Consider the following 21,209-nt stretch of genomic DNA (forward strand, 5'->3'; position numbering starts at 1 on the left):
AAAAAAGACGGCATACCGTCGGAAAATAAAAATTAGGGGAAAATGTAAGAAAATTTTAATGCGCTTAACTGCGCGCGCGAATGATACGTTTATTGTTGAAATAATCAATACACGGTTGAAAAAATACCCGGTCGTCCAGTTTCACTGCGGGGGGCAAAAAAAATTAAAAAAATTTCGCTTCTCCCCCTTGAGGTTCAAAAATGCGACCCCACTTATTAATCAACCGCAAGAGCGACGGGTGAGCCTAAGCGAACACAGACAAGAATGTGGACTGGCTTAGCCCGGATTAAACAGAATTTAAGTTAAAGTTTTGGAGATGCACTATGGGCAAGATTATCGGTATTGACCTGGGTACTACCAACTCCTGTGTTGCCATCATGGATGGTGACAAGCCACGTGTTATTGAGAACAGCGAAGGTGATCGCACCACGCCTTCCATCATCGCTTACACTCAAGACGGTGAAATCCTGGTAGGTCAGCCGGCAAAACGTCAGGCAGTAACTAACCCGCAAAACACACTGTTTGCTATCAAGCGTCTGATCGGTCGTCGTTTCACTGACGAAGAAGTTCAGCGCGACGAAAGCATCATGCCATTCAAAATTGTTCAAGCGGACAATGGCGATGCGTGGGTAGAAGCGAAAGGCCAGAAAATGGCGCCACCACAAGTGTCTGCTGAAGTTCTGAAGAAAATGAAGAAAACAGCAGAAGACTTCCTGGGAGAGCCAGTCACTGAAGCTGTTATCACCGTACCTGCTTACTTTAACGATGCGCAGCGTCAGGCAACCAAAGATGCCGGCCGTATCGCAGGTCTGGAAGTAAAACGTATCATCAACGAACCAACTGCTGCGGCACTGGCTTACGGTCTGGACAAAGAAGGTGGTGATCACACCATCGCTGTGTATGACTTAGGTGGTGGTACTTTCGATATCTCCATTATCGAAATCAACGAGATGGATGGCGACAAGACTTTCGAAGTACTGGCAACCAACGGTGATACTCACTTAGGTGGTGAAGACTTCGATAACCGTCTGATCAACTATCTGGTAGACGAATTCAAGAAAGAACAGGGTATCGACCTGCGTAACGATCCACTGGCGATGCAGCGTCTGAAAGAAGCAGCAGAAAAAGCCAAGATCGAACTGTCTTCTGCACAGCAGACCGACGTGAACCTGCCGTACATCACTGCAGATGCTACCGGTCCTAAGCACATGAACATCAAAGTGACCCGTGCCAAACTGGAATCACTGGTAGAAGATCTGGTTCAGCGTTCTCTGGAGCCACTGAAAGTTGCGCTGCAAGATGCCGGCCTGTCTGTTTCTGAGATCGATGATGTGATCTTGGTGGGTGGTCAGACTCGTATGCCAATGGTTCAGAAGAAAGTTGCTGAATTCTTTGGTAAAGAGCCACGTAAAGACGTGAACCCAGACGAAGCAGTAGCTATCGGTGCGGCGGTTCAAGGTGGTGTTCTGGCCGGTGACGTGAAAGACGTACTGCTGCTGGACGTAACACCTCTGTCTCTGGGTATCGAAACCATGGGCAGCGTGATGACCAAGCTGATCGAGAAGAACACCACTATCCCGACCAAGCACAGCCAAGTGTTCTCTACTGCTGAGGACAATCAAACTGCAGTAACCATCCATGTTCTGCAGGGTGAGCGTAAGCGTGCCGGTGATAACAAGTCTCTGGGTCAGTTCAACTTAGAAGGTATCCAGCCAGGACCACGTGGTACAGCGCAGATCGAAGTCACCTTCGATATCGATGCCGACGGTATCCTGCACGTGTCTGCTAAAGACAAGAACACCGGTCGTGAGCAGAAGATCACCATCAAGGCATCTTCTGGTCTGAGCGATGAAGAAATCCAACAAATGGTACGTGATGCTGAAGCTAACGCGGATGCAGACCGTAAGTTTGAAGAGCTGGTACAGACCCGTAACCAAGCGGATCACCTGATCCACGGTACCCGTAAGCAAATCACCGAGCTGGGTGACAAGCTGCCAGCAGATGAAAAGACCAAGATCGAAGAAGCGCTGACTGCGCTGGAAAAAGCGGCGAAAGGCGAAGATAAAGCCGACATCGAAGCGAAAATCCAAGCTCTGGTTGAAGCATCTGCCAAGCTGATGGAACTGGGCCAGCAAGAAGCGCAAGCACAAGCTCAGGCTCAATCCGGCGCGGATACCGGCTCAGCAAAACAAGACGATGACGTTGTTGACGCTGAGTTCGAAGAAGTTAAAGACAAAAAATAATTCCTTGATAAAGGGATTGTGAGAACATGGTACGGGCGTTGGATGCAGATCCTGCGCCCGTACATTCATGTAGGGGCAGGTGAAAGAGATTATGGCGAAGCGCGATTATTACGAGATTCTGGGAGTTTCCCGCGAGGCGGATGAACGGGAAATTAAAAAGGCGTACAAGCGTCTGGCAATGAAATATCACCCGGACCGCAATCAGGGCGACAAAGAATCTGAAGACCGCTTCAAGGAAATTAAAGAAGCGTATGAGATCTTAACGGATGCTCAAAAGAAAGCGGCATATGACCAGTATGGTCACGCGGCGTTCGAGCAAGGTGGCATGGGCGGCGCAGGCGGTTTTGGCGGCGGTGCAGATTTCAGCGATATTTTCGGTGATGTTTTTGGTGACATTTTCGGTGGCGGCCGCCGTTCGCAACGTGCCAGCCGTGGTGCGGATCTGCGTTACACCATGGAACTGACTCTGGAAGAAGCGGTTCGAGGTGTAACCAAAGAGATCAAGGTACCGACCATGGTAGCTTGTGATGTTTGCGATGGTAGCGGTGCTAAGGCCGGTACTAAGGCAACCACGTGTCCGACCTGTCACGGTGCCGGCCAAGTCCAGATGCGCCAAGGTTTCTTCGCGGTGCAGCAGACCTGTCCAACCTGTCATGGTCGTGGCCAGATCATCCAAGATCCGTGCAACAAGTGCCACGGTGAAGGCCGTGTGCAGAAGACCAAGACGCTGTCGGTTAAGATCCCGGCAGGGGTAGACACCGGCGATCGCATTCGTCTGTCCGGTGAAGGCGAAGCCGGTGAGTTTGGCGCGCCAGCTGGCGACTTGTATGTACAGGTGCACGTTAAAGATCACCCAATCTTCAAACGTGAAGACAACAACCTGTACTGCGAAGTGCCGATTAGCTTCACCATGGCGGCTCTGGGCGGCGAAGTTGAGGTGCCAACCTTGGATGGTCGGGTTAACCTGAAGATCCCAGCCGAAACCCAGACTGGCCGTATGTTCCGTATGCGTGGCAAGGGCGTGAAATCTGTCCGTGGTGGCGCTGTGGGCGATCTGATGTGCCGCGTGGTGGTGGAAACGCCAGTGAAACTGAGCGAGCGTCAAAAAGAGCTGCTCAAAGAGCTGGAAGAGAGCTTCACCGGTGATGCACGCAGCAAGCACAGCCCGAAAGAAAAAAGCTTCCTTGATGGCGTGAAGAAATTCTTCGACGATCTGACTCGCTAAGCGCAGTTCTATCATCTCACGGCGTCATATCGTGGTGCCGAGAGGTGAGAACGAGTTAAGACGCTAGTGCGTGAAGTTTTAGATGATTAGAGAAGATAGCTGACTGAAAACCCCGTTCGCCTTGGCGTGACGGGGTTTTTTATGCGCGTTATTTTATGCGTGTTCATTACCGGCGCATTAAAAAGTGCGCAGCAAGAGCAGACTGCCGGCGAGAACTGAAAGCAGTACCGGTGCGCCGGTCAAAAATCCCAACCGGCGATTACCGATAAACACAGTCATGGCCATCTTAACCACGCTATTAACGGCGGCGGCAATAAAAATCCCTTGTACCGCAATGGTCAGCGCGCCGTGCCGGCTTTGCTGCGCGAGGGCCAGCGTGATGGCATCCACATCGGTTAAACCTGATATTGCAGCCAGCAGCAAGGTGCCCGCCTGACCAAACCACAGTCCTAACGCTTTGGACAGAACAATAATCAGCAGCAGCAATAAGCCGAAAAACAGTGCCGCCGAGAGCGACAGCGGGTTTTGACTGCTGGCCGGTTGCTGATATTGCTGGTGGCGGTGACACCACCAGATAACGCTGGCGGGCAGATAAAAGCCGAGCATCATTAACAGCATCGCCGGCCACAGCTCACGGAACAGCGCTGGATTGAGCACAAAGCACACGAGCAGAACGCGCGGAAACATGGTGCCGCAACTGAGCAAAATCCCGCTGGCCAGCAGTGGGCTCAGTTCAGGCTCTTGGCGCGACAGGTGCGAAAATTGCAGCGTCAGTGCCGTAGAGGAGCTAAACCCCGCACAGACCGAGGTAAAGAGAATACCCTTTTGCGGACCGCCGATTTTGATAGCGAAATGACTGATAAATGAGATCCCTGCAATCAACACCACCATCCACCAAATCTGGTACGGGTTAATGGCCTGCCAAGGGCCAAAACCTTCATTGGGCAGCAGCGGGAGCATGACCACCGAGATCAGCAGCAGGCGCAGAGCAGCATCTAACTCGTACTCTTGTAATTTTTGCAGTGCATTGTGCAGCTCTTGCTTGTTATCCAAAATCAGCGTGGTCAGTACGGCCGCCGGCGCGGCCAACAGCGGATAACCGGCGGTGGCCAGTGCACCAAGCAGGCAAGTGAGCAGCATGCCGACCGAATCGGTAATGCTGAGATTCATGTGCTGCTGTTGGCGATAGTGGTAGGCCAGTGCAATGATCGCTGCCAGCGCCAGCAGTACAAAACCTAAGACGAGCGGGCTGAAGGCGCGCGACAGTAAGCCGCTGATCCCGCCGGTTAGTCCGATCAGTGAGTAGGTGCGGATCCCCGCAATGCGTCGCCCAGTTTCTTCATTACGTAATGTCCAACCGCGCTGTAGACCGATGACCGCGCCCAGACATAGTGCGATCAGTAGTGTCCAGAACGGGGCTAATTGCAGGTTCTGCTCCATGATGTCGACTCCCTGCGCAGGCTTATTCTTTCAGCATACTCCGCACGACTGCAGTGGACAAATTATCATCAATCATCTGGGCAAGTACTAGGCTTGCAGTTCGCTGAGCTGGGCGGTAATGTGCGCAGCAATAAATCTCACCTCAATGGTTAGCTTAGGAAAATCTGACGGAGTTTGTTATGCAGCAGGGATGTCTTCCTTCAGTCCACAAAATACTTAAACGCGGCATGTTGGTATCGCTATTGGCCTACGGGCTAGCCGGTTGTGCTTCATCGCCGACCGGTCGTTCGCAAGTGTTGATGTACTCACCGGCGCAGATGGCGGAGTTAGGCGAGCAGTCGTTTAGCCAGCTAAAGCAGCAGCAACCGGTGGTGAAAGATGCGCGAACTCGCCGCTATGTGCAGTGTGTCGCCGATGCGGTGACTTCGGCCTTGCCTGCTTATACCGGCGATCCGGCAGTTAGTGCTCAGCAGTGGGAAGTGGTGGTGTTTGATAGCCCAGAGGTTAATGCGTTTGCTCTGCCGGGCGGAAAAATTGGCGTTTACAGCGGCTTGCTGAAGGTGGCTGAAAATCAAGATCAGCTGGCGACCGTGATTGGCCATGAAGTATCGCATGTGCTGGCGCAGCACAGTAATGAGCGGCTATCGCGGTCACAGTTAGCGGCCCTCGGAATGAACATCGCCGGCTCGGTATTAGGTGAGCAGGCATACGGACAAGAGGCTATGGCGGCGCTTGGCTTAGGGGTTCAGGTCGGGGTGCTGTTGCCGTATGGCCGAGCGCAAGAAAGTGAAGCCGATGACTTAGGCTTAACCTTGATGGCGCAGGCCGGTTTTGACCCGCGTCAGGCCGTGATTTTGTGGCAGCGCATGGCGGCGCAAGAAGGCACTGCACCAGTGGCGCTGCTCTCCACGCACCCGTCGAGTCAGACTCGTATCAGCCAACTACAAGCATGGGAAGCCAGAGCTTTACCGTTGATGCAACAAGCGCATGCTGCAGGACGGCGTCCGCAGTGTAAGCGTTAAGCGTCCGCTGGCACCTCTCGGATGCGGTTACCAGCAATCGGGAGGCGTTTTATTATTACTATGATCAATGGTAAGCGTAGTACAGCCGCTATCTCTTAGCTGCGAGTTTTGGGCCGTGGCTTGCAGTGTATAGCTATTGTTACTGGATGATTTGATAGAGTATTGGTAATAGTTATTGTTGGTAAAGCCGAGCTCGCTTATTTGATTGCTATATGCTCGCGGGGATTTAGTTAGCCAAAGTTGCTCTTGTTTTAGCTGACCTTGCAGTAATTGTGTTATGGCATCGGAACGTCGTGATTTTGTGACATGCTTCTGATAAGCAGGAACTGCTATTGCAGCTAAAATCCCGAGTACTGCAACGACAATCATAAGTTCAATTAGCGTAAATCCACGTTTCATTTTTCTTTCCCTGATAATTGGAATCTATCTCTAAGTAAAATGCGGGATGGCTCGTTTTATTTAAGTTAGAGGAGATAATAGTAGCGAATAAAAAGGAGCGAGTCATGCAAAAAGGAATGACTTTGGTTGAGCTATTAGTCGCAATCGTGGTTGCTGTGATTCTTATCTCTGTTGCGCTGCCATCCTATCAGTTGATGAAAACTAATCAAGAAATAGAGAGTAACTCTAAACTGATTTATTCTTATTTGCAGAGGGTTAAGCACTTCGCTGATAATTCCAATGGCGTGGTTAAGGTATATGCAATAAGTGATTTGTCTGGTTATTGTTTTGTCGCAGATTATCAAGCGCAAAGCACTAACGTGACCAAGTGTGAAAGCCCGTCTGGGTTGCCAATACTAAAACATAAGCCATCAAAAATAATAAAGATTAGTGTAAACGGCGTATCTTTACCTGCATCTAACTATGTTCTTCAATTTACATTTAATGGTGTTCGTGGGCTTGCGGATGCGTCTAATGTGATTGTCGATGCGCCTAGTATCTCAAGTGCCACCGCTAGAAAAATATTTATATCCAGTGTCGCACGCTTGCGAGAGTGTGGGCTGACTACCCCTGATAATGCTGGAGGTCAGGTATGCGGTTAATGCGTTCGCAAGGCTTCAGTCTAATTGAATTGCTAATAGCGATGATGTTAGGTTCTGGCGTGTTGTTAGCTATTGGCAGTATGCTGAACTTTTCTAATGCCACATTGAATGCTCTTGAGCAGCAGCAACGATTAGATAATGAATTAAGTTCTATTGCGCTAAAAATAAGTAAAGATATTCGGCGGGCAGGCGCTTTTGAGCACAATCAAACGATAGAAAGTAAATCTAATGTTGATTTTTTTTCGGTTCATGAACAGGGGCTCCCCGCTAGTGGTAAAGCTTACTTCAGAAACTACATCGCATCAGTGGGTGAGTGCATTGTTTTTACTTATGATTTGAATATGGATGGTTGTGTCGGTGCCAAATTACCAGGTGCGGATTGTTTTTTGAATGACAAAAATAACACTAAGTATCCATTGGGTGAGATTTTTGGGTATCGGAAAAAAGATAATGTCATTGAAGTAACAAACAACACAATGAAAAATGCAGTATCTCAACCTGTCTTTGACTGTATTCGGCCTGGTGTTGAGTTACAGCCCGGGCAAGTGTCATGTAATGACAGTGTATTTTCAGGTGCACTATGTAATAACTCAAAAGGTAATTGGGAGGCGATAACTGATTCACGTTTTATGCGAATTGAGGCTTTTTCATTAACTAGAACGACGGATTCTAATGAAATTGTTGACAGTGGCGATAATGCAGTAATTTATCCTCGCTATCAATTAAATATTCGCGCGGTTTTGGCTAGTAACCCAGCTGTTAGAGGTGAAATCAAGCAAGTTATTACTTTGGAGAACCCGTTACGATGAAACCTTATCAAAATGGTTTTGCTACTTTAACGGTAGTTCTGAGCATCATGTTATTAGCGGCCATGGCAGTTCTTACCGCAGGGCATCAAACTTACCAGAGAATAAAAAACGAGCAAGAAAGTGTTGTAGCATTAGAAGCCTATAATAATGCGCAGTCTGGTTTGACTTGTGCTCGCATGTGGTTGGCAGGTAAAAATCCAGATGATTTGCAAGCTACTGTCAGCTCCATACCTTGTTCGGAGCCATTGGTCGATGTGAGTGTAATTAAGCATGACTCATCAGGCAACTTTATCGTCAACTCTAAAGGGCGAGGTAGTGATGACAGCTCAAGCATTCGCTATATTATCAAGCATAATATCATGAAACTACTTGGCTTGGTTACTATTCCTGATTCTGCTTTTATCTCTAAAGGTTCTGTTGTTGTTGGTGGGTCGGTTAACATCGCTGGTGGCGTGAACAGCATTGTTTCTGGTGGAGATATCACTATTAGTGGTAGTGCAGCGCCTTCGAATAAACCACTTAAACCTAACGCGGAACATTTACAAAATAAACTCCCCTCAGAACATTATTTAGGTGATGGATTTACCTCATCCAATACGGCATTTAAAAAGTTAACGTGTGAGGAGTTTTTTGCTCAGGCTAATCCTAGCGAATACCTTAATAAAAATAAGAATGTATGGTTGGTTATGAATACAGCTGAGTGTAAATTACCTGCGCCAATTTCGGCAGGTAATCCAACCGGTTCTATTGATCAAGTTAAAGCAATTACATTGGTAGTAGAAAACTTATCGGGGAGTACGTCACCAAATCTAGTCCTTGGCGGGCCTCCTGGAGGAACATTAATGATGTCAGGGATGTTTGTTTTTATTGATAAAAAAGGATTGGCAAGCACATTGGGACTGACTGGTAGCTTGAATATTTCAGGTGCTTTGGTTACTGATTCTGGTTTCAGTACTACGTCAGGATCGTTAACGATGGTGTATAACGAAATATTACTGAATGCTATAAATAAGAGTCTGTCTACATTAGGCTTTACTCGAGGTACCTGGCGTGATTATTAATCGAGGGTTTGGACTAATAGAAGTGTTAGTTGCTGTATTGGTGCTAGGTATTTCTTCAGTTGCTTTAGTGCAGTATCAACGCCAGCAGGTAAGGGCGTATGAAGAGGTCGATTTAAGTAAGCGAGCCGTACGGATAGCTAATAATGAATTAGAAATTATTGCATCTAAGATGAAGTCTAGTCAATCACTCCTCGTTTGCCCTGCTCAACAGATAGTTAAAGAACTAGACACTGACTTCGTCATAAACTGTGAACGCATTGAAATTAATGGTGCAGGTCGATATACCGTGTCAGTTAATTACTCTTATCGTGGAGAGGAACAAAGTTTACGTTATCAAAAAGTTAGCCGTTTGATGATTGCCAAAATGGGCAGTGGAGTGTATCAGTAGGTTCAGGCGAGTGGTCGTATTTCAGTGATGATGCGTAACATTTTTTGTGGGCATATATGCTGAATTAGTCAGGTCGTTTGGCTTCGTGATCCATATCTAATACTTTCTAATCTTTGTCGTAATTACGTATGTTTTTTGTTCACCAACTCGTAAGATAGTGATCAGTTATACGAAATTATGCGATGCCATACTCACTATCGTGTCAACCTCATTTCATATCTCAAGGAGTGATGAATGAAAAAGGGTGTCTTTTTGCTGTCGGCGCTTACCGTACTGCTTTCTTCCGTTTCCCAAGCTCAACCCCTCAAGCCCTCGGTCATTTATGACATGGGCGGCAAATTTGATAAATCGTTCAACCAGTCAGCCTATAACGGGGCGGAGCAGTTTAAGAAAGAAACTGGCATTAACTACGGTGAGTTCGAGATAACCAATGAAGCGCAACGTGAGCAAGCGATGTTGCGTATGGCGCAAAAGGGCTTTAGTCCGATTGTGGCGGTGGGCTTCCAGCAAGCACCGGTGATTGAAAAAGTGGCGAAGCAGTTCCCAAACACGCAGTTTGTGCTGATTGATGCGGTGCTGGATATGCCGAATGTCCGTTCGGTGGTGTTTAAAGACCAAGAAGGGGCCTTTTTAGTCGGCGCGCTGGCAGCGATGAAATCGCAGAGCCAGCATGTGGGATTTATCGGTGGCATGGATATTCCGCTGATCCGTAACTTTGCCTGTGGCTTTGAGCAAGGGGCTAAATACCAGCAGCCGGCGGTGAAAGTGCAAGTGAATATGACCGGCTCGACGCCATCGGCGTGGAACGATCCGACCAAAGGAGCGGAGCTGGCGAAAGCCCAGTTTGACCAAGGGGTGGATGTCGTCTTTGCTGCGGCGGGCGGCACGGGGGTTGGGATTTATCAGGCTGCTGCGGATGGCAAGAAATACGCTATCGGAGTTGACTCGAACCAGAACTATCTGCATCCGGGCGTGATGCTCTCTTCGATGGTTAAGCGGGTCGACGTTGCGGTCTACAATGCCTTTAAAGATGCACAAGACGGCAAATTCACCGCCGGTGAGCAATCTCTGGGGCTGAAAGAGCAAGGTGTTGGTTGGGCTTTGGATGAATACAACCGTCCGCTGGTGACGCCAGAGATGGAAAAACAGATGAACGATCTGCGCCAAGCGGTGATCGATGGCAAGGTGAAAGTGCACGATTACAATCTGACGCAGTCCTGCCAATACTAAGGCGCTGAGGCATAGGCATGTGTGATGCGTGATGTGCTAGGCATGTCGTTAAGCGGTATCGGTAGCGCTGTCGTGAATCAGTGCGTTATCGGTGATCGAATGTTGTTCTGCCGGACATGATGTCCGGCAGTTGTGATCAAAGGACTTGGCGGATGCAACAACCCTTCCAGCCGTTACCGGAATCATTAGCAAAGTCTGAGCAAGGGGCGTTGGCTATTGAGCTGCGCCACATCAGCAAACGCTTTGGTTCGGTGGTGGCCAACCACGATATCTGCCTGCAGGTTACGGCAGGCACCATCCATGGCATTGTCGGTGAAAATGGTGCCGGCAAATCAACCCTGATGTCCATCCTGTACGGCTTTTATCAAGCCGATAGCGGCGAGATCCTGATTGATGGTCAACCGGCCACTATCCATAACTCTCAGCAAGCCATTGCCTGCGGAATTGGGATGGTGCATCAGCATTTTATGTTGGTGGAAACCTTTACAGTGCTGGAAAACGTCATGCTGGGGGCGGAGAGCAGCGCATTGCTGCGTCATAGCCGTCGTCAGGCGCGTCAGGCGTTGGAGGAGATTGCGGCGCGTTATGGTTTGGCTATCGATCCCGACAGCGTAGTTGGCGAGTTACCGGTTGGCATGCAGCAGCGGGTGGAAATCTTAAAAGCGTTGTACCGCGGGGCGCGCATTTTGATTTTGGATGAACCGACGGGGGTCCTCACGCCGCAAGAAGCCGAGCAGTTATTTGCGATTTTGCATACCTTGCGTGCGCAAGGAGTGACGATCTTGCTGATCACTCACAAGCTCAAAGAGATCATGGCGATCACTGATGCGGTCTCTGTGATGCGTCGTGGTGAGATGGTGGCGCATTGCCGAACCGCAGAAACCTCGCCACCGGCCTTGGCGGAGTTGATGGTTGGGCGCAAAGTGTTGCTGCGGGTCGATAAAGCGCCGGGCCACCCTGGTGAGGTCTGTTTGCGCGCATCGCATTTAAGCTATCGCGATCCGCAAGGCGTATGGCGTTTGAAGGATGTCAGTTTTGCACTGCGTGCCGGTGAGATTTTAGGGATCGCCGGTGTGTCGGGAAATGGCCAGTCGCAGCTGCTGGAAGTGTTGGCCGGAACCCTGACACCGCAAATCGGTGAGCTGACACTGACCACGCAAAAAGGCAATCTGAATCTGGGCCCCAAGGATCGGCGCGATGCGCGGCAACTGCGTCAGTTCGGGGTAGCCCATGTGCCGGAAGATCGTCTGCGGCAAGGCTTAGTGAAAAGTTTTTCGGCGGCGGAAAACGCCATCTTGGGTTACCAGTATGATGCGGCATATGGGCGTCGCTCGCTCGATCCGCTCCGTGTAGAGAATGCGGCACAGGCGCTGATGCAGGCACATGATGTGCGTCCGCCACAACCTTCCCTCAAAACCGCCAATTTTTCCGGCGGTAATCAGCAAAAACTGATTTTGGCACGTGAAATGTCACGTCAGCCGCAGGTCTTATTGGTCGGCCAGCCCACCCGTGGGGTGGATATCGGCGCCATTGAATTTATCCATCGTAATTTGATTGCGGCTCGTGATGCTGGCGCGGCAGTGCTGCTGGTGTCGGTCGAGTTGGATGAAATTATGGCGCTGGCCGATCGCATTTTGGTGATGGTCGATGGCGCAATCACCGGGGAAGTGAAAGCGGCGCAGACTAATGAGCGGGAGCTCGGCTTGCTGATGACCAGCAGCCAGTTTCCCGAGCGTGCGTCGCAAGATGGGGAGAAGGCATGATGCAGGGAAAAATGGCGCCGGCGTGGGTACGTAGCGCACTGATCCCGCTGTTGCAGCTGTTGCTGGCGCTGGGCGTTTCTAGCTTGGTGGTGCTGATGGTGGGGGAAGACCCGCTACGGGCGTTTGATGTGATGGTGGATGGGGCGCTGAATTTACAAAACGGCGGCTTGTCGAGCACCTTGTATTACGCCACTAACTTTATCTTTACCGGATTGGCGGTCGCGCTGGCCTTTAAGGCGGGGTTATTCAATATCGGTGGGGAAGGGCAGGCGTATCTGGGCGGGCTTGGGATCACTTTGGTGTGCTTAGCCTTTGATCAGAGTTGGCCGATGTGGGTGATGGCGCCGGTCGTGATTTTAATGGCCGCGCTGTTTGGCGCGGTGTGGGGCGCGATCCCCGGTTGGTTACAGGCGCGCCGAGGCTCGCACACGGTGGTGACCACCATCATGTTCAACTTTATTGCAGCCTCACTGATGGGTTATCTGGTGGTGGAGCACATCGCTAAATTAGGCGGCAATGCCACTGACTCGCGCTATTTTGCGCCCTCGGCGGTTTTCCCTAAGTTGCATGAATGGGCCTCCGGACACGGGATTGAGCTGCCCTTTTCCCTGCTTAACCCCTCGTTATTATTGGCCTTGCTGGCGGCATGGGCGGTGTGGTGGCTAGTGTGGCGCACCCGTTTGGGGTATGCCATTCGGGTGGTGGGCGAAAACCCGAAAGCGGCGGAATATGCGGGCATTGATACGGCGCGTATCGTGATGATTGTGATGGCGCTGTCGGGTGCTTTGGCCGGCATGATGGCGGTGAATGAGGTGTATGGCGCGCAAAACCGTCTGATCATGAACTTCACTAATGGCTTTGGCTTTATCGGCATTGCGGTGGCCTTGATGGGGCGTAATCATCCGGTCGGGGTGGTGCTGGCGGCGCTGCTGTTTGGCGCGTTGTACCAAGGCGGCACCGAGCTGCAATTTGAGATGCAGGAGCTTAATCCGGAGCTGATTATGGTGATCCAAGGGTTGGTGATTTTCTTTACCGGCGCGCTAGATCGATTGATTCGGGTGCCGGTTGAGCGCTGGTTTGAACCGAAGGAGCCAAGCTGATGGATGTGTTTACTTGGACTCTCTCTACGCTGGACTCCTCGTTGCGTCTGGCGGTACCGCTGATTTTTGCTGCGATGGGGGGGATTTTCTCTGAACGCTCAGGGGTGGTGGATATCGGCTTGGAAGGCAAGATGCTGTTTGCCGCCTTTATGGCCGCGGCGGTATCTGCGGTGAGTGGCTCTGTGTGGTTGGGGCTGTTTTCCGCTATTGGCGCATCGGTTTTATTGTCGCTGGTGCATGGCTATGCCTGTATCAATCAGCGCGGCGATCAGGTGATTTCCGGCTTGGCGGTGAATTTCTTTGCCTCGGGGATGACCATCACGCTCGGGCATGCGTGGTTTGGGCGCGGTGGGCAGACGCCAACATTGGAAAGTGGGCAGCGTTTTTTGGTGCAGACCCTGCCAGGTAGCGAATGGATGAAAGCCCATGTCCCGATTATCGGCCCGCTGTATGAAGAGCTGATTTCCGGCCATACCTTATTGGTCTATTTGGCATTTGTGGCGGTGGTGGTGACGGGCTGGGTGCTGTTTCAAACGCGCTTTGGTTTACGTCTGCGCGCGGCGGGGGAAGAGCCGAATGCGGTGGATACCGCGGGGATCTCGGTAGCGCGTTTACGCTATAGCGGCGTGATGTTAGCGGGGGTGATGTGCGGGTTTGCTGGTGCCTATTTGTCGGTGGCGCAAAATGCGGGCTTTGGGCGAGAGATGACCGCTGGACAAGGCTATATTGCGTTAGCGGCGGTGATTTTTGGTAAGTGGCGACCGTGGCCAACGCTGGGTGCTTGTTTGCTGTTCGGTTTTTTGACCGCGCTGGAAACTCGTATGCAAGGGGTCTCGGTGCCAGGCATTGGTGTATTGCCAACCCAAGTCTTCTCGGCGCTGCCGTATGTGCTGACAGTGATTTTGATGGCCGGCTTTATTGGCCGTTCAGTTGCGCCAAAAGCGGTGGGCAAGCCGTACATTAAAGAGCGTTGAGGGCTGACGAACTGATCTCGCTGATGTCCATGAGTGCAGGGCATTAGCGAGTTTACATGCCACGTTAATACAGCTTAATCTCGGGCCGGTGTGTGATGATTTGTGCGCGCTGGCCGAAAACTTACAAGCGTGAAACTGGCGGTGCCACGGCGTGTAATAGCAATAAGCGACGTTTGTGGCTTGTTGCGTGATAGGCCTGATTTTCTGCTACCTTTTCCCTTCCTTGTTAATGTTTTATTTGTGTTTTTTGCCTTTTAGTCGCCTGAATCTGTCATCATAATAAATAATCGGTATTGGCAGCCGCTCGGCGGTTAGCTGACAATATGTGTCATCATGGATGTCTGAGGGTTACCCGTGTTCACTGTTTACCACTCCAATCAGCTGGATCTGCTCAAATCCCTGTTGTGTCAATTGATGCGGCTTAATCCGCTGGACGATCCGTTTGAACCGGATGTGGTGTTGGTGCAAAGCCCGGGGATGGCGCAGTGGCTGCGTTTGCAGGTCGCGCAGGAGTTCGGTATTGCCGCGAACATGGAGTTTCCATTGCCGGCGACCTTTATCTGGAACATGTTTACCTGCGTGTTGCCCGATATCCCGAAGCAAAGTGCGTTTGGCAAAGAGGCCATGACATGGAAGCTGATGACGCTGTTGCCTGCGCAGCTAGATAACCCTTTGTTTGAGCCGTTACGCCATTATCTGCAAGGCGATTTACATGCCGATGAGAACCAGCGCAAGCTGTATCAGTTAGCGGCACGCGTGGCGGACTTGTTTGACCAATATTTGGTGTATCGCCCGGAGTGGATTGCCAGTTGGGAGCGTGGCGAAACGGTCGCCGAGTTGGCTGATGAGCATCCGTGGCAGCCGGTATTGTGGCGTGAATTGGTGCGTTTAACGGCCGAGCTTGGTCAACCACACTGGCACCGAGCAAACTTGTACCAAAAGTTTATTCAAGCGCTCGAGCAGGCCCCCACTCGCCCACAAGGGATCCCCAAACGGCTGTTCATTTTCGGGATTTCGGCCTTGCCGCCGGTATACCTCAGCGCCCTCAAGGCGCTCAGCTTGCACTGCGATGTGCACCTGATGTTTACCAACCCAAGTCGCCATTATTGGGGCGATATTCAAGATCCGAAATGGGTGGCTCGCCAATGGCGCTCTCGCGATGGGGATACCACGCGACCATTTTTGCCGCCACCGAATATTGGCAATCCGCTGCTCGCATCGATGGGCAAGTTGGGGCGCGATAACTTTTATCTGCTGGCGCAATTAGAGCCGAATGACATTGAAGCGTTCGTTGAGCCACAGACCGATAACCTGCTGCATCAGTTGCAGCGCGACATCTTAAATCTGGATGACGGCACGGTGTTGATGCCGGACGCCGAGCATCCACGCCATCCGGTGGCGCAAAACGATCACTCGATTCGCATCAATGCCTGCCACAGCCCGATGCGCGAAGTGGAAGTGCTACACGACCATCTGCTGCACCTGCTGCAAGCTGATCCGGACCTGACGCCGCGCGATATTCTGGTGATGGTGGCGGATATTAACCGCTACAGCCCCTACATTCAGGCGGTGTTTTCGGCGGGAGCGAAAACTGGCGCAAGTGAGCAGGTACAGCGAATTCCGTTCTCGATTTCTGACCGTAGTGCCAGTCAAGCGCACCCGATTTTGCAGGCATTTTTACAGCTGCTGCAGCTGCCGTATAGCCGTTTTGCCGCCGAGGAAATTTTAGCGTTGCTGGAAGTGCCGGCGCTGGCGCGTCAATTTGGCATTGATGAGCAGGGCTTAGTGTTGCTGCGCCAGTGGGTGGAAGAGTCCGGTATTCGCTGGGGGCTGGATGATGCGGCGGTGGCCGCGGAGGGCTTACCGGTGACCGGCAGTCATACTTGGCGCTTTGGGGTCGAGCGCATGTTGTTGGGTTATGCCATGCGCACCGACAGCGGTCTGTTCGATGATCAGCTACCCTATGATGAGGTGTCGGGTTTACGTGCCGCGCTGGTGGGGCAATTGGCGGCGTTACTGGAAACCTTGGCGCTGTGGCGACAAGCCTTCAGCCGTGCGCACACGCCACAGGCTTGGGCGGCGCTGCTGAGTGATTTTCTCAGTCAGCTGTTTGTCAGCGATACCGAAACCGAACCGGTATTGGCGCTGATCACCCGCCAAATTGAGCGGCTGGTGGAGCAGGCTGCGCTGGCACGCTTTGATGCTCCGTTATCACTGGCGGTGCTGCGTGATGCGCTGTCGGCGGCACTGGATAATGAGCGGATCAGTCAGCGTTTTCTGGCCGGTCAGGTGAACTTCTGTACCCTGATGCCAATGCGCTCAATTCCGTTCAAAGTGGTGTGTTTGCTGGGCATGAATGATGGCGTGTATCCGCGCAGCCTGCCGCCACTGGGTTTTGACCTGATGGCGGGGCGTAGTCAGCGTGGCGATCGTTCGCGGCGCGATGATGACCGCTACCTGTTTTTGGAAGCGATTTTGTCCGCTCAGCAGCAGCTGTATATCAGCTATGTTGGGCGCTCGGCGCAGGATAATACGCCACGAGCACCGTCGGTACTGGTCAGTGAATTGCTCGATTATTTGCTGCAAAGTCGGATTTTGGCTGCGGATGCCGCTGCAATTCAAGCCGCTTGTGCTGAGGCGCAGACCTCCAGTGCATCGCCGCAAAAGTTGTTACAACTTTACACTGACGCCGAGCCACATTTGCAGGCACATTTAGTCTCAGAACAGACACTTACGCCGTTCAGTCCGCGCAACTTTATGGCGGAGCCAAAAGAGGAAGGTGATACGGCGCCGGCAGCGAACGCCGAGGCGAGCAGTTTTGCGGGGCAGTGGCTGCCGTCGGCATCCCGTTCGGGAACGCCAGCTCCGGCGTTCTGGGCGCAAAGTTGGCAGCCGGAAGCCGGTGAGTGCGAACTGGAGCTCGATGCGGTGCGGCAATTTTATCGTCATCCGGTACGGGCATTTTTCCGCCAGCGACTGCGCGTGAGTTTTGACGCGCCGCAAGCAGGGGTGCCGGATAATGAGCCGTTTGGTCTGGATGGTTTAGGCCGCTACGGTATCAATCAGCAGCTGCTGAATATTTTGCTCAATCAAGAATCGCCTGAGCAGTTTTTCCGCCGCCTGCGCGCCGAAGGGCGTTTGCCGTACGGCAGCTTTGGCGAGTTGATTTGGGAGAATCTGTTAGCGGATATGCAGGCCTTGTCAGCGCGTATTGCCCATGAGCGACAAGACACCTTTGATTGGGAAGTAGAGCTGGAGTTAGGCGACGATAGCGCGTCGTTACAACTGCGCGGTTGGTTGCAAGGCGTGCAAGATGACGGACTACTGCGCTGGCGTCCTGGCACATTAAATGCTGTAGATGCACTGAACTTATGGTTGGAGCATCTGGTCTATTGCCTAGTGTGCCATCAGCACGCGGTCGAGCCGGGCGTGAGCCGTATGCTGGGGCGTGATGAGAGTCAGTATGCCTTTGCGCCACTGGCGGAGCCTGAGGCGCGCGCGCATTTGACGCGCTTACTGGAAGGCTATCAGCTGGGGTTACAGACTCCGTTGTCACTGTTGCCGAAAACCGGCTGGGCATGGCTTAGCCGCTGTTATCGTGATGGCGCGATAGCCGACGATGCGGAGAGTCAGCAAAAAGCCCTGCGGGCGCTACGCGATTGTTATTTGGGCGGATACCAACATAACGGTGAAGGGGAAGACCCGTATTTGCAGCGTTTGTTCGGTGGTCTCAGTGACGATGCGCTGGCGCAAATTACTGCGCAGGCCACACGTTATTTATTACCGGTTATGCAGCACTTGAGTGCGTGACCTGAACTGTTAAAGAGGGAGGATGCCTGATGCGGCAACTGAACCAACCGTGGCGTTGGAAAATGTGGGTATGGAGTCTGTTGGTCTGCCTGCCGCTGCTTTGGAGTCAGCAATCATTGGCTGCCTGGCAGGTATTGCCAGAGCCGGTGCAAAAAAGTGAGCGCGATAGCCGCGAGTATCAGCCGATCCGTCTGGATAATGGCATGACGGTGTTGCTGGTGTCCGATCCCAAAGCCACTAAATCCTTGGCGGCGGTCACTTTGCCGGTGGGCTCGATGGACGATCCGAACAGTCAGTTAGGGTTGGCACACTATCTGGAGCACATGATCCTGATGGGATCGAAGAAATATCCCGAAGCGGATGGCTTTTCCCTGTTCCTAAATAAAAACGGTGGCAGCCATAACGCCAGCACTGCGCCGTATCGCACCTCGTATTATTTGGAAGTGGAAAACAGCGCCTTTGATCCGGCGGTTGACCGCTTGGCCGATGCGTTGGCCGAGCCGCTGCTGGATGCCAAAAATGGCGATAAAGAGCGTCATGCGGTGAATGCGGAGCTAGTGATGGCGCGCTCGCGTGATGGCATGCGTATGGCCGGGGTGGATTCAGAAACCCTGAACCCGAAACACCCGACGGCGCGCTTCTCTGGCGGTAATCTGGAAACCCTGTCCGATAAACCGAACAGTAAGCTGCATACGGAGCTGCGTAAATTCTATCAGCGCTATTATTCGGCCAATATCATGCAAGCGGTGCTGTATTCCAACCAGCCGCTGGAGCAAATGGCGAAACTGGCCGATGCCAGCTTTGGTCGCATTGCCGATCATAAGATTAATGCGCCCCAAGTGACCGTGCCGCTGACCACCGAAAAAGAAGAAGGGATTATCCTGCACTACGTGCCGGTGCAGCCAATCAAAGCGCTGCGCATTGATTTTACTATCCCGAATGACAGCGCTGCGTTTCGCAATAAAGTGAACACCTATATCGGTTACATGCTGGATAACCGCAGCCCGGGTACGTTGGCTGACTGGCTGCTGCGCCAAGGGTTGGCTGACGGCATTCAGAGCAATGCCGATCCGATGCTGGCGCGTAATGCGGGGACTTTCAGTATCTACATTTCGCTGACCGATAAAGGTTTGGCGCATCGCGATGAGATTGTGGCATCTGTGTTCCGCTATTTGCGTGAGCTGGAGCAAAAAGGCATTCAGAAGAGTTATTTCGACGAGATTGCCGATGTGCTGATGCTGGATTTCCGTTATCAGTCAATCACGCGCGATATGAGCTATGTGGAGGATTTATCCGACAACATGCTGCGCGTTCCGGTGCAAAATGTACTCAATTCCGGTGTGTTAGCCGATCAATTTGACCCGAATGCGATCCGTGAACGCTTGGCGAGCATGACGCCGCAGCACGCACGAATTTGGTATATCAGCCCGCAAGAGCCGCACAACAAGAAAGCTTACTTTGTGAATGCGCCGTATTCGGTAAGCCGGATTACCCCAGAGCAATTCACGTTGTGGCAGCAGCAAGGCGCGGCTTTGAACCTGAAACTGCCGGCACTGAATCCGTATATCCCAGATGATTTTAGTCTGCAAAAAACGGTTAAAACCGATAACGGTCAACCGGTGGCGGTGATCGCGAAAAACGATCTGCAGGCATGGCTGGCACCGAGCCAGTACTTTGCCGATGAGCCGAAAGGGGTTGTGACGCTGGATCTGCGCAATCCGCAGGCCGATAACAGCGCGCGCCATCAGGTGTTGTTTGCTCTGACTGACTATCTGGCCAGTTTGTCACTGGATGAGCTGAGCTATCAGGCGGCCATCGGCGGGATCAGCTTTAACAGCGGTAATGACAATGGCCTGCAGGTCAGCGCCAGTGGTTTTACTCAGCATCTGCCAAAACTGATGCTGGCGCTGTTGCAAGGCTATCGCGACTTTAACCCAACCGCGGCGCAGCTGGCGCAAGCGAAGGCGTGGTATCGCGATCGTTTGGACTCCGTGGAGAAAATGCGTGCTTACCAGCAAGCGGTGCAACCGCTGCAATCACTCTCGGCGGTGCCGTATTTTGAGCGTAGCGAGCGTTTAGCACTGCTCGATAGCATCACGCTGGATGAGCTGTTGCAGTATCGTCAGCAGTTGCTGCAGCAATCTACGCCAGCGCTGTTGGCGGTGGGTAATTTCAGCGAAGAGCAGGTGAAGAATCTGGCCACACAGATCAAATCACAACTGCAAACCCAAGGTAAGCAGGCGTGGTATGGCGAAACCGTGGTGGTGAGCCGTGCGCATCATGGTTATTTGGCGCGCCGCATCTCGGCCTCGGACTCCGCACTGGCGGCGTTGTACGTGCCGACCGGCTACAGCGAGCGTGATAGCCAAGCGCAAGCGGCTTTGCTGGGACAAATTTTGCAGCCGTTGTTCTTCAATCAGCTGCGTACCAAAGAGCAACTGGGTTATGCGGTATTCAGTTACGCGATGCCGGTTGGTCGCCAGTGGGGGCTGAATTTTGTTCTACAAACCCCAGAGAAGACACCTGCTTATTTGTTCGAGCGTTATCAGGCGTTCTTCAAGCAAGCCGATGCGCGTTTACAGAGCATGCCGGCGGAGGAGTTTGCCCAGTTTAAAAATGCGTTGCTCAATGAACTGCGCCAGCCACCACAAACGCTGGATGAAGAAGCGCAGCGCTTGAGTGGTGATTTCAGCCGTGGCAATGCGGCCTTTAATGGGCGTGCGCAGCTGATTGCGGCACTGGAAAAACTAACCCAGCCACAGGTGTACAGCTTCTACCATAATGCGGTGATGCGCGGTACGGGCTTGTCATTACTGTCGCAAGTACAAGGCGGTAAAGGCAAAGAGGGCTTTGCTCACCCGGCCGAGTGGAGTGCTGAGGCTTCGGTATCGGCGTTGCAACAGGCGCTGGATAAAATCAGTAACAGCGCAGCGCATTAAGATCTCTGTGCATTAAGAACTCTGCGTATTAAAAGCCGGCTTGTCCGGCTTTTATTTTTTTGAAGTTAGCTATCGGATGCGATTTTGTGAAGCGCTTGCCGAATCCGTTTGGCCTAATCACCGGTCTCACTGGTATCATAACCTGCTCACATTGAAGTCTTTTTT

General features: G+C 52.1%; 16 protein-coding genes. 14 read left to right on the forward strand and 2 right to left on the reverse strand.

Going from position 1 to position 21,209, the window contains the following annotated elements; all coding sequences use genetic code 11:
- The 3 genes from L975_RS18465 to dnaJ all read left to right on the forward strand — a co-directional run.
- Positions 1-280 (forward strand): hypothetical protein (locus L975_RS18465; protein ID WP_047708960.1); only part of this gene is annotated, 280 nt, incomplete at its 5' end.
- 43 nt (positions 281-323) lie between these two features.
- Positions 324-2,243: a molecular chaperone DnaK gene (gene dnaK, locus L975_RS12870; protein ID WP_010864450.1), complete on the forward strand. Its 1,920-nt coding sequence runs from the start codon at positions 324-326 to the stop codon at positions 2,241-2,243.
- A gap of 91 nt (positions 2,244-2,334) precedes the next feature.
- On the forward strand, positions 2,335-3,468 hold the full coding sequence (gene dnaJ / locus L975_RS12875; protein WP_010864449.1) for a molecular chaperone DnaJ: 1,134 nt from the start codon (positions 2,335-2,337) through the stop codon (positions 3,466-3,468).
- Positions 3,469-3,645: 177 nt separating this feature from the next.
- Here dnaJ and L975_RS12880 read toward each other — a convergent pair whose 3' ends face one another.
- The gene (locus L975_RS12880) at positions 3,646-4,908 is read right to left on the reverse strand and encodes an MgtC/SapB family protein (RefSeq protein ID WP_047708961.1); all 1,263 of its coding nucleotides are present in this window, start codon (positions 4,906-4,908) and stop codon (positions 3,646-3,648) included.
- 179 nt (positions 4,909-5,087) lie between these two features.
- Between L975_RS12880 and L975_RS12885 the strand changes: the two genes are divergently transcribed.
- Positions 5,088-5,930, forward strand: coding sequence for a M48 family metallopeptidase (locus L975_RS12885; RefSeq protein ID WP_047708962.1), 843 nt, complete (start codon positions 5,088-5,090; stop codon positions 5,928-5,930).
- Positions 5,931-5,957: 27 nt separating this feature from the next.
- Here L975_RS12885 and L975_RS12890 read toward each other — a convergent pair whose 3' ends face one another.
- Positions 5,958-6,329: a type IV pilin protein gene (locus L975_RS12890; protein WP_039045206.1), complete on the reverse strand. Its 372-nt coding sequence runs from the start codon at positions 6,327-6,329 to the stop codon at positions 5,958-5,960.
- A gap of 104 nt (positions 6,330-6,433) precedes the next feature.
- Between L975_RS12890 and L975_RS12895 the strand changes: the two genes are divergently transcribed.
- The 10 genes from L975_RS12895 (at position 6,434) to ptrA (ending at position 21,044) form a co-directional block, all read left to right on the forward strand.
- Positions 6,434-6,970 (forward strand): prepilin-type N-terminal cleavage/methylation domain-containing protein, encoded by a 537-nt coding sequence (locus L975_RS12895; protein ID WP_047708963.1) that lies wholly within the window; start codon positions 6,434-6,436, stop codon positions 6,968-6,970.
- Complete coding sequence (locus tag L975_RS12900) at positions 6,970-7,779, forward strand: prepilin-type N-terminal cleavage/methylation domain-containing protein (RefSeq protein ID WP_218185600.1); 810 nt, start codon at positions 6,970-6,972, stop codon at positions 7,777-7,779. Before L975_RS12895 ends, L975_RS12900 begins: the two co-directional genes overlap by 1 nt.
- Positions 7,776-8,840, forward strand: a complete 1,065-nt coding sequence (locus L975_RS12905) for a hypothetical protein (protein WP_047708964.1) — start codon at positions 7,776-7,778, stop codon at positions 8,838-8,840. Before L975_RS12900 ends, L975_RS12905 begins: the two co-directional genes overlap by 4 nt.
- On the forward strand, positions 8,830-9,228 hold the full coding sequence (locus L975_RS12910; RefSeq protein WP_047708965.1) for a prepilin-type N-terminal cleavage/methylation domain-containing protein: 399 nt from the start codon (positions 8,830-8,832) through the stop codon (positions 9,226-9,228). Before L975_RS12905 ends, L975_RS12910 begins: the two co-directional genes overlap by 11 nt.
- Before the next feature lie 234 nt (positions 9,229-9,462).
- Positions 9,463-10,458, forward strand: coding sequence for a BMP family protein (locus L975_RS12915; RefSeq protein WP_047708966.1), 996 nt, complete (start codon positions 9,463-9,465; stop codon positions 10,456-10,458).
- A 152-nt stretch (positions 10,459-10,610) separates the two neighbouring features.
- Entirely contained in the window at positions 10,611-12,221 is a 1,611-nt protein-coding gene (locus tag L975_RS12920) for an ABC transporter ATP-binding protein (RefSeq protein ID WP_052181468.1), read from the forward strand.
- The gene (locus L975_RS12925; protein ID WP_047708967.1) at positions 12,218-13,321 is read left to right on the forward strand and encodes an ABC transporter permease; all 1,104 of its coding nucleotides are present in this window, start codon (positions 12,218-12,220) and stop codon (positions 13,319-13,321) included. The genes L975_RS12920 and L975_RS12925 overlap by 4 nt, the downstream gene beginning before the upstream one ends.
- Positions 13,321-14,295, forward strand: coding sequence for an ABC transporter permease (locus tag L975_RS12930; protein WP_039045202.1), 975 nt, complete (start codon positions 13,321-13,323; stop codon positions 14,293-14,295). The genes L975_RS12925 and L975_RS12930 overlap by 1 nt, the downstream gene beginning before the upstream one ends.
- A gap of 354 nt (positions 14,296-14,649) precedes the next feature.
- Positions 14,650-18,105 carry an exodeoxyribonuclease V subunit gamma gene (recC, locus tag L975_RS12935; protein ID WP_047708968.1) on the forward strand — a complete coding sequence of 1,152 codons (3,456 nt, stop codon included), beginning with the start codon at positions 14,650-14,652 and terminating at the stop codon, positions 18,103-18,105.
- 62 nt (positions 18,106-18,167) lie between these two features.
- On the forward strand, positions 18,168-21,044 hold the full coding sequence (gene ptrA / locus L975_RS12940; protein WP_047709009.1) for a pitrilysin: 2,877 nt from the start codon (positions 18,168-18,170) through the stop codon (positions 21,042-21,044).
- Positions 21,045-21,209: the final 165 nt, after the last annotated feature.

The sequence above is a fragment of the Plesiomonas sp. ZOR0011 genome, from assembly GCF_000800945.1.
GTDB classification, from domain to species: domain Bacteria; phylum Pseudomonadota; class Gammaproteobacteria; order Enterobacterales; family CAMTGL01; genus Plesiomonas; species Plesiomonas shigelloides.

What these genes read in the sequence shown, in the direction of transcription:
- L975_RS12905 (WP_047708964.1), top strand. Translation starts at nt 7,776, where the DNA reads ATGAAACCTTATCAAAATGGTTTTGCTACTTTAACGGTAGTTCTGAGC.
- dnaK (WP_010864450.1), top strand. Translation starts at nt 324, where the DNA reads ATGGGCAAGATTATCGGTATTGACCTGGGTACTACCAACTCCTGTGTT.
- L975_RS12920 (WP_052181468.1), top strand. Translation starts at nt 10,611, where the DNA reads ATGCAACAACCCTTCCAGCCGTTACCGGAATCATTAGCAAAGTCTGAG.
- L975_RS12915 (WP_047708966.1), top strand. Translation starts at nt 9,463, where the DNA reads ATGAAAAAGGGTGTCTTTTTGCTGTCGGCGCTTACCGTACTGCTTTCT.
- L975_RS12900 (WP_218185600.1), top strand. Translation starts at nt 6,970, where the DNA reads ATGCGTTCGCAAGGCTTCAGTCTAATTGAATTGCTAATAGCGATGATG.
- L975_RS12895 (WP_047708963.1), top strand. Translation starts at nt 6,434, where the DNA reads ATGCAAAAAGGAATGACTTTGGTTGAGCTATTAGTCGCAATCGTGGTT.
- dnaJ (WP_010864449.1), top strand. Translation starts at nt 2,335, where the DNA reads ATGGCGAAGCGCGATTATTACGAGATTCTGGGAGTTTCCCGCGAGGCG.
- L975_RS12880 (WP_047708961.1), bottom strand. Translation starts at nt 4,908, where the DNA reads ATGGAGCAGAACCTGCAATTAGCCCCGTTCTGGACACTACTGATCGCA.
- ptrA (WP_047709009.1), top strand. Translation starts at nt 18,168, where the DNA reads ATGTGGGTATGGAGTCTGTTGGTCTGCCTGCCGCTGCTTTGGAGTCAG.
- L975_RS12930 (WP_039045202.1), top strand. Translation starts at nt 13,321, where the DNA reads ATGGATGTGTTTACTTGGACTCTCTCTACGCTGGACTCCTCGTTGCGT.
- L975_RS12890 (WP_039045206.1), bottom strand. Translation starts at nt 6,329, where the DNA reads ATGAAACGTGGATTTACGCTAATTGAACTTATGATTGTCGTTGCAGTA.
- L975_RS12885 (WP_047708962.1), top strand. Translation starts at nt 5,088, where the DNA reads ATGCAGCAGGGATGTCTTCCTTCAGTCCACAAAATACTTAAACGCGGC.
- L975_RS12925 (WP_047708967.1), top strand. Translation starts at nt 12,218, where the DNA reads ATGATGCAGGGAAAAATGGCGCCGGCGTGGGTACGTAGCGCACTGATC.